Here is a 15,635-nt window from a genome sequence, read left to right as displayed (position 1 = left end):
TCTTAGTGTTTAAAGTGGCGTATGCCGGTAAATACCATTTTCATTTGCTCCTGATCGCAATAGTCGATCGAAAGCTGATCTTTGATTGATCCGCCAGGTTGAATTACCGATTTGATTCCTTCCTCATTGGCAATCTCAACACAATCAGGGAAAGGGAAGAAGGCATCCGATGCCATAACCGCTCCCTCTAATTCGAAGTGAAAAGCCTTGGCCTTAGTGATGGCTTGTTTTAAAGCATCAACTCTCGAAGTTTGGCCGGTACCCCCCGCGATCAATTGTTTGTTCTTGGCTAAGATAATGGTATTTGACTTGGTATGCTTGCAAATTTTTGAGGCAAAAAGCAGATCTTCAATCTCCTCTGCTGATGGACTTACTTTGGTTACCACTTTTAAGTCTTCCTGGCTGTCGGTATGATGATCTTTTTCTTGAGCCAGAATGCCATTTAAGAGGCTTCTGTATTGCATTTTGGGCGCATCAAAATCCTTCAGAATTAAAATGATGCGGTTTTTCTTTTGCTGCAAGATTTCTAAAGCTTCGGCACTGTAAGAAGGAGCAATAACAATCTCGAAGAAGATTTTATGCATATCCTCCGCGGTGGCTTTGTCAATTTCACGGTTAGAAATCAAAACGCCACCAAAGGCAGATACCGGATCACCAGCAAGGGCATCAGTCCAGCTGTCTAAAACGCTTTCGCGTGATGCGATACCACAGGCATTATTGTGCTTTAATACAGCTACGGTAGTTTCATCAAATTCGCGAATCAGATTTACCGCTGCATCTGCATCCAGCAAGTTATTATAGGAAAGAGCTTTTCCATGTAGTTGCTCGAAAACCTCTTCCATATTACCGTAGAAGCTTCCTTTTTGATGTGGGTTTTCACCATAACGCAAAGGATGTTCCTGACCTAAAATAAGGTTTTGATAATTACCGCTTAAATAGGCTTGAATATGGGTGTCATAGGCTGAAGAAATGCGGAAAGCCGCAGCTGCAAATTGTTTGCGAACTTCCTCATTAAGACTATCAGAAGTTAATACTTCAAGCGCTTGAGCATAATATTCACGCGAGGGAATAATCCAAGTGTCATTATAATTCTTGGCAGCGGCGCGAATTAAGGAAATTCCACCAATGTCAATTTTCTCGATAATATCTTGATGCGAAGCTCCTGAAGCTAGGGTTTCTTCGAAAGGATAGAGATCCACCACCACTACATCGATGGAGGGAATCTCGAATTCATTCATTTCAGCGATATCGCTATCTAAATTGCGACGACCTAAAATGCCCCCAAATACTTTGGGATGTAAGGTTTTTACCCTTCCTCCTAAAATACTAGGGTAACTGGTTAAGTCCTCTACGGCTTCTACTTTATGTCCCAGATCTTCCAGGAATTTGCGAGTTCCTCCAGTAGATAAGAGGGTATAACCCTTATCAACTAAGGCTTGGGCGAGGCTATCTAAGCCATCTTTATAAAATACGGAGATCAAGGCGGTAGGTGCACCGGAAACTGAAGGCATGCTGAAAAATTTTTTAAAGGGCAAAATTAGTGCTTTTTAAAAGCATGGAAAGGCCTTGGACAAAATTCATTTACCTTTGAATTGCAATTCAAGATCATGGTCTTCCTTCGCCTTTTTCAAGAGAGTTTACGCTTTGCTTTGCATGCCTTGCGAGTAAACCGTTTGCGCACTTTTCTCTCCTTGATTGGAGTAACCATTGGTATCCTAACCATTGTTGCTGTTTTTACCATTGTTGATTCTTTAGAGCGAAATATCCGCGAAAGTGTGGAGAGCTTAGGGAGTAATGTGGTTTATGTGCAAAAGTGGCCTTGGGGTGGAGGATCTGGCGAATACAAATGGTGGAAATATTTCCAGCGCCCGGAACCCGATTTTTACGAAATGGAAAAATTGGAGGAGCGCCTTAGCACGGTTGAGTACATCGCTTATGTTTTCGGGGTCAATCAGACCCTTAAATACGGATTGAATTCGGTGGAAAGGGTAAACGTGATGTGTGCCTCACATAATTACAATCGCATTTGGAATTTTGAATTATCCGAGGGTCGTTACTTCTCCGACCTGGAATCTCGAAAAGGAAATCCCATTGCTATCTTAGGACATGATGTGGCAGAAGGGCTTTACGGTGGCGCTGATCCTATTGGTAGAGATTTCAGTGTGCTGGGTCGTAAACTGAGGGTGATCGGTGTTTTAGAAAAACAGGGTCAAAGTTTGGTTGGGCAAAATATGGATGGAGCTATTCTGGTTCCTATAAAATATGTGGGAAACCTGATGAGTCTAAAGAATCAAAATGGGGGGACCATCATGGCTCAAGCCAAGGAAGGGGTGGAGATGAGTGCGATGAAAGATGAAATTACCGGAGCCATGCGGGCCATTCGACGTTTAAAGCCAAAGGCAGATGATAATTTTTCTCTAAATGAAATTTCGGTGATTTCTAATGGACTGGATTCTTTTTTTGCTGCGATAGGATTATCCGGCCTGGTAATTGGTGGTTTTAGTATTCTGGTTGGCGGTTTTGGAATCGCGAATATCATGTTCGTTAGCGTTCGGGAAAGAACCAACCAGATCGGAATCCAAATGAGTTTGGGTGCCAAAAGACATTTTATTCTGAGCCAATTCTTGTTGGAGTCGGTGCTTTTATGCCTCATCGGCGGAAGCCTAGGAATTGCAATGGTTTACGGTGCGCAATTAGCTTTACCCTATATAATGGGTGAAATGGATTTTGAAATCTACGTGAGCCTTAAGAATGTCATCCAAGGCCTAAGTATTTCGATTGTCATTGGCTTGGTATCCGGATTTCTTCCAGCCCTAAGTGCTTCCCGACTAGATCCGGTAGAAGCGATTCGCAGCGGACAGTAGTACCTTTAAATCAGCGTATCAATATAGCGGCTTAGCTCCGAGTATCTTTGGGCTAATAGCTCATTTACAGCTACTAGAAATTGCTCATCCTCTGCTTGAAAGCGATTTATTAAATGGCTGTCAATATCAATTTGGGCGATTAATTCGCCGTTTTGGTAGAGCGGAACTACAATTTCAGATTTCACATCAATGCTGCAGGCGATATAATTAGACTGTGCATTAACATCCTCTACCAGAAAACTATTCCCGCTTTCCGCAACTTGACCACAAATGCCTTTCCCGAAGTCGATAAGGGTATGATCGGTTGGAGCACCTACATAAGGTCCTAAATGTAATTTTCGACTAGGATGATGCATGAAGTAAAAACCCACCCAATCGTAGGCCTCCATTTCGCTGTGAATCAGTTCACATACTTTTAAGAGCCCTTGACTAATATCCTCTATCGATTCTAGCTCTTCTTTGATTTTGCTTAAAAGCAATGGATGCATCTATTAGAATTTGGGTACAAAAATAATCAGGGCGATAATCACACTGCAAATAGCAGCGATTAAAACAGCTGCCGCAGCGATGTCCTTGGCTTTTTTTGCTAAAGGATGTTTTTCAGGATGGCTAAGGTCAATTGCATACTCTATGGCTGAGTTCATCGCTTCGAGACTAAGCACTGCGCCATAACAGAGAATCAGGACGATCCACTCGCTATTACTCACATTTAAATAAATAGCACTTGAGCTAACGAGTACTATGGCCAGTAAATGTATACGTGCATGAGCTGACTCTTTAAATAGGAGTCCAAGTCCCTCAAATGCAACACGGAAGGCAAAAATTCGCTTTTTTAGATACCCCACCTTTTGCTGTTTTTTTACGTATGGGTTTAATGAGCAGTGTACATAAGGCAAAGGTCGTTAACTAAATTGTCAATATCCCTTGTCAATTTCATAAGACCAGTCCTAAAGAATGCTGTAAATTGCCAATATTTTGCAAACAATCCTAATTATGAAGAAGAACCTGTACAAGCTCTCTGGTCTATGGAGCCTGCTTCTGTTATTGCCTGCTTTTAGCTTTGGGCAAGTAGCAGTGGGAGATATCGACCTACAGCTAGTGAGTAACAATCCAGGCAACCCGACAGGGATTTGTCAATGTGATACAATCACAGTCCGGTATGAAATTAAAGCCGGGTCTAGCTTTTCCAGCACATCCGACTTCTTTTACGAGTTAACAAACTCCGTTAGTCCTCCCAACTGGGCAGCACGTATCAATTTAAGTTTAGTGGAGCTTTGGACGAATAACAATCCTGTAACTCAAGCCACTTCGGTTTTAGATACTTTCGGACCGGGTTTGAAATGGGCGGTACTGGCGATTCCTTGTAATTCGAATCTCTTTGGTTCCAGTTTAAGGATTACCAACCGTGATGGAGTAGGCAATATTACTGCAAATGGTGCTAGTGATACTGCCTTTTATAATGTGAACCGTATTCCAACCATCGCCATGATCGATTCGATTGCTTTGATCCGCAATCAATCTCGCATGGACACTTTTGATAATAAATACACTACCTCTGTAGTCGATATCGGTTTCTGTAAGAAAGATTCCGTTTTCTTACGCGTTGCTAATGATGGTAATTCTTATCAGTGGTACAATGGTACGGCTGCTATTCCTGGTGAAACCAATGATTCTATTATCGTAGGTTCTTCGGGAGTTTATAAATGTGAGGTTATTGATGGTCCTTGTTCGATATTCTCGGATGAGGTAATTGTAAACCAATTAAATACACCAACCTCCGTAACTTTTAATGCTTCTAATGCATTAAATGCTTTTGCATATCGTGTAGATAAGCCCTCTAATAATAATTCACCTCGAGATTCGATTGAACTCTGTGAGAATGAAATCGCTTTATTAGATGGTCCTTTGGTTAATCCTGCAACTGGTTTAGTATTCTCTTACCAATGGATCACCGATTCATTTAATTCCGTGACGGGTAAATTTGATTGGTATGATATTACTACTCCTACCGGAACTCAAAGAACCTTACAAATCAATCAGAATAGTTCAAAGCCAGGTTGGAATCACTACCGTATTGTAGTTTCTGATGGCTACTGCCAGGATACTACTCCAATGGGTAATATGTTCTGGGTAAATATTGATACCGTTCCTCAAGCAGATGTAGTAGGTGTGCCTTTCCCAGGATTAGTCGGACCAACTGTATTCAACGAGATATGTATGAAGGATTCGGTACTTCTTACCACCTTACCTTCAGTTCCAGATCCAGGTTGGAAGTACGAATGGCAGTGGTATGATCCAAGCGTACCTCCCGGTGCTAACCCATGGAAATCTGTTTCCGGTGGTCCTTTAAGTTTTGATACTTTACCTGAATTGGTAGTGGATACGAGCTTGAGTGATCCAGGACAACCTTATTTCCAAAATCCGAAACCGGCATTGCGTTATTTCCGAGTTCGGATATCAACGCGTACAACCTTTACCAATATCGAGACTTGTTTCTTTGAGTCGGATAGTGTAGCGGTGCGCTGGTTCCCAGATTACGATCTTTCTATTGTGAATTCACCTAATGCTTTTATCGTAGGACAGGATTCAGTAAACTTCTGCGAAGTTGATTCGGCCATTATTCGGGCCCCTTCAACTCCAACCAGTCTTATTAACTTTGGATATAGCTATAGCTACCAATGGTTAAGTGATTCCTTAGATCAGAATTTAGGAGCTCGCGTAAAATATCCACTTACCGGTGAAATTAACCGAGACTTTATTGTCCATGAAAGTGGTAATTACTGGGTTTCTATCGATGATGGTATTTGTACTGATACCTCTAAAGTTTACAAAGTGTTTGTTGACTCTATCCCATTAACTTCTACTGCGGAGATTGAGTTCCCAGGAACCAGTTCTGGTTTAACCGGCTATAACCTTTGTTTGTATGATTCAGCATTGGTATCAGCCACCGACACGGTATTAGGTTTACGCCCTTGGAACTATCAGTGGCAGCAATGGAATCCACAAACTAATATGTGGGCCAATCTCTTGAATGACACTTTAGTTACTCTTCAAATCGATACAACTTTAAAAAGAGTAAATGAGGATACCGCCTGGTTCCGCTTATCAACTACTTATTTTAACCGTTTCGGTTTACAGACTTGTGATTACTTCACCGACAGTATCGAAGTAATCTTCTACGAATCTCCAGACTTAGCTTTCTTCCCTGGTGATTCTATCGGACTCTGTGAAGGGGATAGTATTCTCTTAATTGCGCAAGGTAATTTCAATAGCGTAAGTTGGGATAATGGAACCGTAATGGGTGCTACCCGCTATGTTAATACTCCTGGATTGTATGCAGCCAGAGCAGTGGGGATAAATGGATGTATCACTCGCGATACGGTTGAGATTTATGCCTTAACGGTTAATGCAGCTGCCGGTCCGGATCAGACTATTAAGTCAGGTGAAGTAGCAACTTTAACTGCCTTCGGTGGATCTTCTTACCGTTGGTTCGCTAATAAGCCGATTGAGTTTAACGACTTCCTCAGTCAGAGTATTCAGGTTTCTAAAGTGCTCGAAAATGGAGTATTGGCAGATACCATTACTATTTACGTAGAGGTTACCAATGCTCGTGGTTGTTCTGGAATCGACTCTCTGGTATTGATCATCAATAGTAATATTCCTGATCAGATTAGTGCGGTAAACCAGTCCTTCAACATCTTTACTCCTAATGGTGACGGTCTGAATGACCTTTGGGATATTCGTGAATTGATGGCGGGAGACGCTTGTGCGATCACCATTATGAACCGTTGGGGTTCTGTTGTATATGATGATGAAAACTTCCCTGGAACCTGGGGTGGTACAGATAATGGAGGCAATGAGCTTCCTGATGGTACTTACTATTATATTCTGGATTGTGGCGGAGATATTCGCATGCAAAACGCCATCACTATAATCCGCAACCAACAATAAGATGAAGATCATGAAGAAATTAATCCTTTTGCTTGGACTGGGACTGATGGCGACTTATACACAAGCGCAACAGATTCCTTTATACAGTAATTATTTCTTTACTCCTTATATCTATAACCCGGCCTTATCCGGAACGGGAGGAGTAACCGAAGCCACTATTTTACACCGTCGTCAGTGGAGCGGAATCCAGGGTTCTCCCGAAACTTCTGCATTAGCTGTAAACGGTGCCATGAATGATGGAAGTGTTGGTTGGAGTGTGTATGGATTCTCCGATAAAACCGATATCCTGAGCCGTTTAGGTGTGTATGGTAATTATGCTTATCACGTACAGTTAACTAAGGATATTAGCCTTTCTGGAGGTTTAGGTGCTGGTTATATCAATCAGACTATTGATCAAAGTGGGGTTAGAGCTCGCGATGCTGGTGATGTATTCACCGTTGTAGCACCTAACCGTGGTACCTTCGATATGAACCTGGGCTTAAGCTTAATGGTTCGCGATTTTACCTTGGGTTTTGCCGCTCCTCAGATTTTTAGTGAGAGCATTGTTTACGCTACTAATCCTAGTGATATCAACTATAATTTGATTCGTCACTATGTAGTATCTGCTCAGTACGATTTCAAATTCGCTGGCGATAAGCAAATTCTTAGCCCCATGGCTATGGTTCGTGCTGCAGAAGGAGTACCCGTACAAATTGATGCAGGATTGCTTTACAATATGGTAGAATACGGTTATGTAGGTGCTATGTATCGTTCTAGCTATGGAGTAACTGCCAATATCGGTTTAAACTTATCTGAGCAATTAACTCTTGGGTATGCTTATGACTTTTCTACTAATACCTACGCTAGTAGCTTTGGTACCAGTCATGAGTTTATGTTGACTTATCGCTTCGGTAGTAATAAGGAGAATGAGCGTTTGGAGAATGAAGTGAAACGCATTAAGCATGATCTTCGTCGTCAGCGTGATGAAACTGAAGAAACTATTGACGAGAAGATTAAAGAGTTTAAAGACAATTACAAAGACGAATTGGCCAAATCTCTGGAAGAAGAGAAAAAGAAAATGGAGGCCGAGTTAGAACGTATGCGTCAGGATGCTCAGAATAATGCTCCTAACAACCAAACCAATAATGGTGGAAACCAAGGTGGTAATCAGGGTGGAAATACCATGCGCGATCTGCAGAATCAGCGTGATCAGAACATGAATAACAACCCGAACAACAATTACCAGCCGGATAACAACAACCCGAATACGGGTAATACCGGCAATACCAATCCACAGGATTATGCTCCTGAGAACAGAGCTTCTAATGTGAGCCCAGGTTCACCAGGATACTATGTTACTGCTGGTGTATTTGGTGAGCAAGGCAATGCCACTCGCTTGAAAAACCGCTTAAACAGTCAAGGAATTGACGCTCAGATCTTCCAAGATCCTAGCAATAATTTCTTCTATGTTTACCTGTATAAGTTTACCAACTATCAGCAAGCAGACCAAGCTAAGTCTAGCCGACTGAATGGTTCTTATACTGGAGATCTTTGGATTAAGATTGTAAAATAAGCCTCGAGCTTTTAGCAAAATAGAAAAGCCGTCTTGGTAGTACCGAGACGGCTTTTTTTATGCCTTTATATTTTGCCTACTAGCCTTGCATTATGCGCTTTGCTTGGGCGATATGTCTAAGTTCATGTTTTAGTAAAATGAAAAGACTATCCGCAGCATTTACTTTTAAAATAGGGAAGAGGGTAGGAACCTTGCTTTTCTCCAGAGCCTTGCCATCTAAAATGTCGATGTATTGCTTGATGGTTTTTAAATCCTCAACAATTTCACGGAAGATCACTTGTTCTACCGCTGCATGGCCACGTTTTTGAGCGGCAATGGGATCACTAAGCGAAGGCGTTTTATACTTCTTTGCTATACTACCATCAGGCTTTAAAGCCATGGACTTCTCCAATTTACGACCTACAAAGCTTCGTTTAAGACTGCGATTGCCATCCGCATCAGCTAAGCTTTCGATATTAGGCATGTTCTTGAGGTAGCTCTCATTTAAGAGGTTGATATGAAATAGCACTTCGGTAACCGACCAGGATTTGGGGTCCAGGCGTTTTTTAAGATCTTCTTCCTCACTGTAATAAAACAGTTCTTCTAATTGCTTTTGGGCCTTTTGCCAAAGCTGATTTAAATGCGCTTGTGCTTCCTGTGCTTTCATGGCTGCAAATTTACATTAGGCATTATCAAAATCGTCGATAGGCTCATATCAAGACTATTGCTTCCAAAGACGGGGATGCTACCTTTGCGGAAATATTTTTAAGCATGACTAATCCCTTATTAAAGGATTTCAATACGCCCTTTGGTACTGCACCTTTTGAAGAAATTAAAACCGAGCATTTTCTTCCAGCACTCAAAGAGGCAATACAAGAAGGTTTAGCTGAGATACAAGCCATTTGTGATCAGTCTGAAGCTCCTAACTTTTCCAATACCATTATCGCCCTAGAGGAGGCAGGGGAAAGAGTTGGCCGTATTGCGGAGATTTTCTTCAATCTTAATTCGGCTGAAACTAATGAGGAAATTCAGATGCTCGCGCGTGATTTCTCTCCTCTCTTGAGTGAATACCGAAACGACATTCTCTTAAACCCGGTGCTTTTCGATCGTGTTAAAACGGTTTATCAAGAAGCGAATCGTGAGCTTTTGGATCAGGAAGATCAAATGCTTTTGGATAAGTCCTATCGTTCTTTTGAGCGAAATGGAGCTAAGCTGGAAGCCAAAGCCCAGAAACGCCTACGTGAGATTGATCAGCAATTAGCCCAACAAAGCCTGCAGTTTGGAGAGAATGTATTGGCAGAAACTAATCGCTACGAACTCTTTTTAAATAAAGAAGAATTAATCGGATTACCAGACTATGCCCTGGAAGCTGCCGCTGAGGAAGCATCAGCTAAAGGTCAGGAAGGTAAGTACTTCATCGGCCTACAAGCCCCCAGTTATATTCCGGTAATGACCTATGCTCAAAATCGGGACTTGCGTAAAAAGCTTCAATTGGCATTCGGCAGCAAAGCCTTTAAAGGCGATGAATACGATAATCAAGAGAGTGTATTGCGCATCGTAAAGCTCCGCCAAGAGCGTGCAGAATTACTGGGTTATAAAAGCCATGCTGATTATATCCTATCCGAACGTATGGCACGCAGCCCGCAAGAGGTAAATGATTTTCTGGCCAAACTGCAAGAGGTAGCTTTACCAGCGGCTCAAAGCGAGCTCAGCGAACTGGAAGCCTATGCCAAGGCTAAAGATGGCATTGATAAACTGGAGCGTTGGGACTTGAACTATTATCAAGAAAAGCTCAAGCAAGAGCGATTTGAGATAGATGATAATAAGCTTAAGCCTTATTTCGAATTAAATAGAGTGATTGAAGGAGCCTTTGCGGTAGCCAATAAACTCTATGGTATTAGCTTCGAAGAACGCAGCGATATTCAGAAATACCATCCGGATGTGGTTACCTATGAGGTAAAGAACTCTGATGGCAGTCATTTAGCCATTTTCTATGCCGATTTCTTCCCTCGTGAAGGCAAGCGTAATGGTGCCTGGATGACATCCTACCGCAGTCAAAAGCTCACCAAAGATGGTGATCAACGCCCGCATGTGAGCATCGTTTGTAATTTCACTAAGCCCGGAAAAACGACTCCCTCCTTATTAACCTTTAATGAGGTTCTTACCTTGTTTCACGAGTTTGGACATAGCTTACATGGCATTCTGGCCAAAGGAAAATATGCCAGCTTAAGTGGAACCAATGTGTATTGGGATTTTGTGGAATTACCTTCCCAGATCATGGAGAATTGGTGCTATGAGAAAGAATGCCTGGATTTGTTCGCACATCACTTTGAAAATGGGAGTGCCTTGCCCGCCGAATGGGTAGATAAATTAAAAGAGTCGGCCACCTTTATGGAAGGCTATGCTACCATCCGTCAGGTTGGTTTTGCTAAGCTGGATATGGCCTGGCACAATGGTTTGCCTGAGCATGATACGGTAGCAGAACTGGAAGAAAGCGTTTTTGCCGAAACTGCGCTTTTCCCTGCTCAGGATGAAACCAATATGTCCTGCAGTTTTAGTCATATCTTTCAAGGTGGATACTCCGCAGGTTATTACAGCTATAAATGGGCTGAGGTGCTGGATGCCGATGCCTTTGAACTTTTCAAAGAAAAAGGCCTCTTTGATACCGAAACGGCCCAAAAGTTCCGCGATTTATTAGCTTCAGGCGGATCCGAACATCCTGCAGTATTATACAAGCGCTTTCGAGGAAAAGATCCCGATCCAGAGGCTTTATTGCGTCGTGCAGGTTTGATAGAATTACATGGTTAGAGCGAAAAAACATCTCGGGCAACATTTCCTTAAGAACCCGGAAACTGCCGGGCGAATAGCCGAAGCCTTAAGTGGGGAAGGCTATTCCAAAGTATTGGAGATTGGTCCGGGTATGGGGGTCTTAACCCAGCACCTTTTAGAGCAAAAGCAGGAAGTTTTTGTAGTGGAGATCGATACCGAATCGGTTCACTATTTAGAAGAACATTTTGCTGCTCTGCAAGGACATATCATTCCCGGTGATTTCCTGCAATTGGATTTGAAAGACTTGATGAAGGAGCCTTTCGCCTTGGCCGGAAATTACCCTTATAATATTAGCAGCCAGATCATTTTTAAAATGCTGGATTATCCTGATTTGATTCCGGAAATGGTAGGCATGTTTCAAAAGGAAGTTGCTGATAGATTAACAGCGGAGCCCGGTTCCAAGACCTATGGAATCCTGTCGGTGCTATCTGCGGTTTTCTACGATCGCGAATATCTCTTTACGGTAGAGCCGGAAGAGTTTAATCCGCCTCCCAAGGTCCGCTCAGGGGTAATCCGCTTTAAACGCAAGGAAAATTGGCAGCCGGAGGTGGCAATTCCATTGCTTACAAAAATTGTGAAAGCAGCCTTTAATCAAAGGCGGAAAACACTGCGCAATGCCTTGAAAAGTCTAAATTTACCGCTGGAAGGGATAGCGCCGGAAACCCTGCAAAAACGGGCCGAGCAGCTTACCTGGCAAGAATTTGTAGCCTTAACACAAAAATTAACGGGATGAGTGTTGATCTGAGCAAGGACTTTTTACAGCAACTGGAACTGGATATTTCCCAGCGTCATTTAAGCGAGTATGAGGAATTGCTCAAAGAGGGTCACCCCGCAGATTTAGCCGAAATAATAGAGAAGATCGACTTCGATCTGGCTCTTATCCTCTACGAAAACCTTAGTGATGAAATCGGGGCCGAAGTCCTGATGGAACTCGATGATGACCTACGGGCAAAGATCCTGGCGGATTATACCGGTAAGGAGATTGCGCAGGAGCTTATCGATAATCTCGATTCTGATGATGCGGCCGACCTTATCAATGAACTGGATGAGGTTCAAAGGCGTGAGGTATTAGAGAATATCGAGGACCAGAAGCAGGCGATGGATATTGCTCGCTTATTGGTATATCCTGAAGGAACCGCTGGTTCGCTGATGGGTACCGAAATGATCAAAGTAAAGGATCATTGGAATGTACTCGAATGTGTGCGTGAAATGCGCAAGCAAGCGGAAGAAGTAGAGCGTGTGCATGCCATTTACGTGGTGAACGGGCAGAATAAATTATTGGGCACCCTTTCCCTTAAAAAGTTACTTACAACTCCTACGCGTACTCCTATTTCGGAGGTTTATTCCCATAAAGTACAATACGTAGAGGTCAATACCGAAGCAGAGGAAGTGGCCAATACCATGCAGAAATACGATCTGGTGGTAATGCCGGTGGTTGACCCACTTGGTCATCTGGTAGGTCGCATTACCATTGATGATGTGGTGGACTTAATTCGTGATGAGGCGAAGGAAGATTACAACCTGGCCAGTGGTCTTACCGATGAGGTAGAAGCAGATGATACCCTCTGGTCAATCACCCGTGCTCGTTTGCCTTGGTTATTGATTGGATTGTTTGGTGGGCTTTTAGCCGCATCGGTGATTGGTCGCTACGAAAGTGATATTGACATCATCCCCAAAATGGCCTTTTTTATTCCGCTAATCGCGGCAATGGGAGGTAATGTGGGCGTACAGTCTTCAGCGATTATAGTGCAAGGTTTAGCCAGCCAGTCTTTGGCCGATAATACCACCCTAAATCGCTTGGTAAAGGAATTGGGAGTGGCTCTGGTTAATGGTTTGATATTGAGTATTCTGGTGATTGGTGCCAGCTTGTTTTTAGGCTATGGAATGAAGTTGGCCCTCACCGTAAGTGTGGCCTTATTCTCGGTAATTGTGGTAGCGGCATTAATAGGAACCTTCGTGCCCTTAGTGCTAAATAAATATAAAATTGATCCGGCCTTAGCCACCGGTCCATTTATTACCACCCTCAACGATATTATTGGACTCTTTTTGTATTTCCAGATTGGACGCCTGATCTTAGGGCTATGAGAAAATGGAAAATAGCCTTAGGATTTATCCTTTTTAGCTTCAGTTTACAGGCTCAGCAAGACTTTAGTAGTGATCGTCCTGGTCAAACTTTTTCAGCGGCCGTATTACCCAAATGGGGGCTACAAGCTCAACAAGGCTTGGAATGGCGAGATTTTTACGATCGCCAGGGAGAGGATCAAATTGTGGTAAATCAAAGGATTCTAAGTTCAAATACTGCTATTCGTCTGGGGCTAGGCCATCAGATTGAAGTGGGTTTAGCCTATCAAATGAATGGTATTAATAATCCAACCTTTGATGATGGTTATCGCTGGGAAGGTCAGGATCCGAATCTCATGCTACGCTTTGGCCTACCTGGAAACGGAACCAGTTTTCAATGGGCCTTCATCGTGCAAAGCTCCTTCAGTAATTTGGATTACCGCCTTTCAGCAGCCCTAAATCAAGGACCATGGTCTGTGAGTGGGAATTTGGGTTTTTACCATGATGAGTTTATTGATTATACCGCACAATGGACGGTTTTATTGGCCTATTCCAAAGAGTATTATTCAGTATTTGCTGAGGTTTATGGTTTAAGCCTGAATTCGGCCAACCGCGATTACCTGGCCTTTGATGCTGGCTTTAGCTTTAAGCTTAGTCCTCGTTTCCAATGGGAGCTATTTGCAGGCAATCAGGTGGGTGTTGGTCCGGCCGTAGGCTTGTTTAGTAACTATTTTGTGAATACCGGTTTTAGCTGGCGCATACGATGAAAGGAAAAGTATTGATATTGGATCGGGTACACGATCGCTTTAAAGAAATCTTACCAGAATTGGGTTTCGACATCGAAGAGGAATATCTCGCTGCAGAAGAGGAAATCAATTGGTCAGCTTATAGTGGATTGGTGCTTCGTAGTCGTATGCCCATGCATGCTCAGCTTTTAGAGAAAGCCAGCCAATTGAAGTTCATCGCCAGGGTAGGAGCCGGATTGGAGAATATTGATCTGGAGAAAGCCCGAGAATTGGGAATTGAGGTATTAGCCGCTCCGGAGGGAAATCGCCATGCAGTGGGGGAACATGCTCTGGGAATGCTTTTAGCTTTAAATAATCGCCTGATCATCGCTGATTCAGAAGTACGCAAAGGCATGTGGCTGCGCGAAGAAAATCGTGGCTTTGAACTAAAAGATAAAACCGTCGGGATAATTGGATATGGTGCCATGGGATCGGCCTTTGCCAGTAAACTACGGGGCTTGGATTGTAGGGTAATTGCCTACGATAAGTATAAACAAGGCTATGCAAATTCTCAAGTCGAAGAATGCAGTCTCGAAGAGTTGCAACAAGAAGCAGACATCATCAGCATACACCTACCCCAAAATCCTGAAACCCTCTTTTATGTAGATCAGGATTTCATAGATGCCTGCCAGAAGCAAATTGTATTGATCAATACCGCTCGTGGTAAAATTGTGCGCATTGCTGCCGTGGTGGAAGCACTTAAGACCGGTAAAATTAGAGGAGCTTGTTTGGATGTATTGGAATACGAAAAAAGCAGTTTCGAGAATCTGGTTCAAGAAGGAAGCACGGATGATTTTGAATACTTACTTCAGAGTAATAAGGTGATTTTAAGTCCGCATATCGCTGGTTGGACTTTTGAGAGTCAAGAGCGAATGGCAGAGGTACTTTTACAAAAAATTGCAAAACTTAATTTATGATCGAGGCAAAGTGGAAGGATAATGGTGAAGGAATCTTCGAATACAAAGAAGGACCTGAAGCAGCAGTTAGTGGCTTTATGGATTTGTTACAAACCGAAAGCGGCAAATTGGTTATTAAGCACACTGAGGTAGATGAGAACATGTCGGGCAGAGGTATCGGGAAACAATTACTCGAGGCCGTTGCGGACTACAGCCGTGCTAATGATCTAAAAATACTTCCGGTCTGTCCTTTTGCTAAAAATATAATGTATCGTTTTCCGGATAAATACAAAGATCTGCTTTAAAGCGAGACTGCATGCTTTTTGAAATTCTCGAGAATGGCTTGCCATCCTTGCTTTTGTAAGTCCAAGCTATTCTGATTTTCTGGCTCAAAGCGCTCAATAAGCTTTACTTGGCCATCGCTTTCAATAAAGGAAATTTCAACCTTACGGCCATCTTCAATATGGTAGCAGATAAATTCTTGGGGACGCACTTCTTGATAGGTGCCCTTGAAATCAAAACCAACACTAGCATCCTTGGATTCCATCCGCCATTGTAAGGCACCACCAGCTTTAAGATCATTTATAACTTCAGGACAATGCCAATCATCACTGGCAAAGTTCCATTTCTGTATATGCTCCGGCTGGGTCCATGCTTCCCAAACTTTATCGAGTTCTTGAGGAACCAGTACTTCAACTACAATGCTTTCCATAGCTAT

General features: G+C 42.8%; 14 protein-coding genes. 9 read left to right on the top strand and 5 right to left on the bottom strand.

Features of this window, described 5'->3' with window-relative positions:
• Positions 1-2 precede the first annotated feature (2 nt).
• Positions 3-1,511 carry a bifunctional phosphoribosylaminoimidazolecarboxamide formyltransferase/IMP cyclohydrolase gene (purH, locus tag H4K34_RS00910; RefSeq protein WP_210758958.1) on the bottom strand — a complete coding sequence of 503 codons (1,509 nt, stop codon included), beginning with the start codon at positions 1,509-1,511 and terminating at the stop codon, positions 3-5.
• A 96-nt stretch (positions 1,512-1,607) separates the two neighbouring features.
• On the opposite strand from purH, the gene H4K34_RS00905 reads away from it, so the two are divergent.
• On the top strand, positions 1,608-2,864 hold the full coding sequence (locus tag H4K34_RS00905; protein ID WP_210758957.1) for an ABC transporter permease: 1,257 nt from the start codon (positions 1,608-1,610) through the stop codon (positions 2,862-2,864).
• Positions 2,865-2,869: 5 nt separating this feature from the next.
• On the opposite strand, the gene H4K34_RS00900 is transcribed toward H4K34_RS00905, so the two are convergent.
• Complete coding sequence (locus H4K34_RS00900; RefSeq protein WP_210758956.1) at positions 2,870-3,352, bottom strand: GAF domain-containing protein; 483 nt, start codon at positions 3,350-3,352, stop codon at positions 2,870-2,872.
• 3 nt (positions 3,353-3,355) lie between these two features.
• The gene (locus H4K34_RS00895) at positions 3,356-3,709 is read right to left on the bottom strand and encodes a diacylglycerol kinase family protein (protein ID WP_210758955.1); all 354 of its coding nucleotides are present in this window, start codon (positions 3,707-3,709) and stop codon (positions 3,356-3,358) included.
• Positions 3,710-3,857: 148 nt separating this feature from the next.
• Between H4K34_RS00895 and H4K34_RS00890 the strand changes: the two genes are divergently transcribed.
• The gene (locus H4K34_RS00890) at positions 3,858-6,815 is read left to right on the top strand and encodes a gliding motility-associated C-terminal domain-containing protein (protein WP_210758954.1); all 2,958 of its coding nucleotides are present in this window, start codon (positions 3,858-3,860) and stop codon (positions 6,813-6,815) included.
• Positions 6,816-6,825: 10 nt separating this feature from the next.
• Positions 6,826-8,367: a PorP/SprF family type IX secretion system membrane protein gene (locus H4K34_RS00885; protein WP_210758953.1), complete on the top strand. Its 1,542-nt coding sequence runs from the start codon at positions 6,826-6,828 to the stop codon at positions 8,365-8,367.
• Between the two features lie 79 nt (positions 8,368-8,446).
• Here H4K34_RS00885 and H4K34_RS00880 read toward each other — a convergent pair whose 3' ends face one another.
• Positions 8,447-9,013 carry a DinB family protein gene (locus H4K34_RS00880; RefSeq protein WP_210758952.1) on the bottom strand — a complete coding sequence of 189 codons (567 nt, stop codon included), beginning with the start codon at positions 9,011-9,013 and terminating at the stop codon, positions 8,447-8,449.
• A gap of 104 nt (positions 9,014-9,117) precedes the next feature.
• Between H4K34_RS00880 and H4K34_RS00875 the strand changes: the two genes are divergently transcribed.
• From H4K34_RS00875 to H4K34_RS00850, 6 genes are read left to right on the top strand one after another with little or no spacing between them, the layout of a single operon-like run.
• Positions 9,118-11,154 (top strand): M3 family metallopeptidase, encoded by a 2,037-nt coding sequence (locus H4K34_RS00875; protein WP_210758951.1) that lies wholly within the window; start codon positions 9,118-9,120, stop codon positions 11,152-11,154.
• A complete protein-coding gene (gene rsmA, locus H4K34_RS00870; protein ID WP_210758950.1) occupies positions 11,147-11,908 on the top strand; it encodes a 16S rRNA (adenine(1518)-N(6)/adenine(1519)-N(6))-dimethyltransferase RsmA in 762 nt (253 codons plus the stop codon). Before H4K34_RS00875 ends, rsmA begins: the two co-directional genes overlap by 8 nt.
• On the top strand, positions 11,905-13,260 hold the full coding sequence (gene mgtE / locus H4K34_RS00865; RefSeq protein WP_210758949.1) for a magnesium transporter: 1,356 nt from the start codon (positions 11,905-11,907) through the stop codon (positions 13,258-13,260). Before rsmA ends, mgtE begins: the two co-directional genes overlap by 4 nt.
• Positions 13,257-14,003, top strand: a complete 747-nt coding sequence (locus tag H4K34_RS00860) for a transporter family protein (protein WP_210758948.1) — start codon at positions 13,257-13,259, stop codon at positions 14,001-14,003. The genes mgtE and H4K34_RS00860 overlap by 4 nt, the downstream gene beginning before the upstream one ends.
• On the top strand, positions 14,000-14,938 hold the full coding sequence (locus tag H4K34_RS00855) for an NAD(P)-dependent oxidoreductase (RefSeq protein ID WP_210758947.1): 939 nt from the start codon (positions 14,000-14,002) through the stop codon (positions 14,936-14,938). Before H4K34_RS00860 ends, H4K34_RS00855 begins: the two co-directional genes overlap by 4 nt.
• The gene (locus H4K34_RS00850; protein WP_210758946.1) at positions 14,935-15,222 is read left to right on the top strand and encodes a GNAT family N-acetyltransferase; all 288 of its coding nucleotides are present in this window, start codon (positions 14,935-14,937) and stop codon (positions 15,220-15,222) included. The genes H4K34_RS00855 and H4K34_RS00850 overlap by 4 nt, the downstream gene beginning before the upstream one ends.
• Here H4K34_RS00850 and H4K34_RS00845 read toward each other — a convergent pair.
• Positions 15,219-15,629 (bottom strand): SRPBCC domain-containing protein, encoded by a 411-nt coding sequence (locus H4K34_RS00845; RefSeq protein WP_210758945.1) that lies wholly within the window; start codon positions 15,627-15,629, stop codon positions 15,219-15,221. The genes H4K34_RS00850 and H4K34_RS00845 overlap by 4 nt on opposite strands.
• Positions 15,630-15,635: the final 6 nt, after the last annotated feature.

Source organism: Croceimicrobium hydrocarbonivorans (assembly GCF_014524565.1).
Lineage (GTDB): Bacteria > Bacteroidota > Bacteroidia > Flavobacteriales > Schleiferiaceae > Croceimicrobium > Croceimicrobium hydrocarbonivorans.
This window is presented reverse-complemented; position numbering and strand designations above follow the sequence as displayed.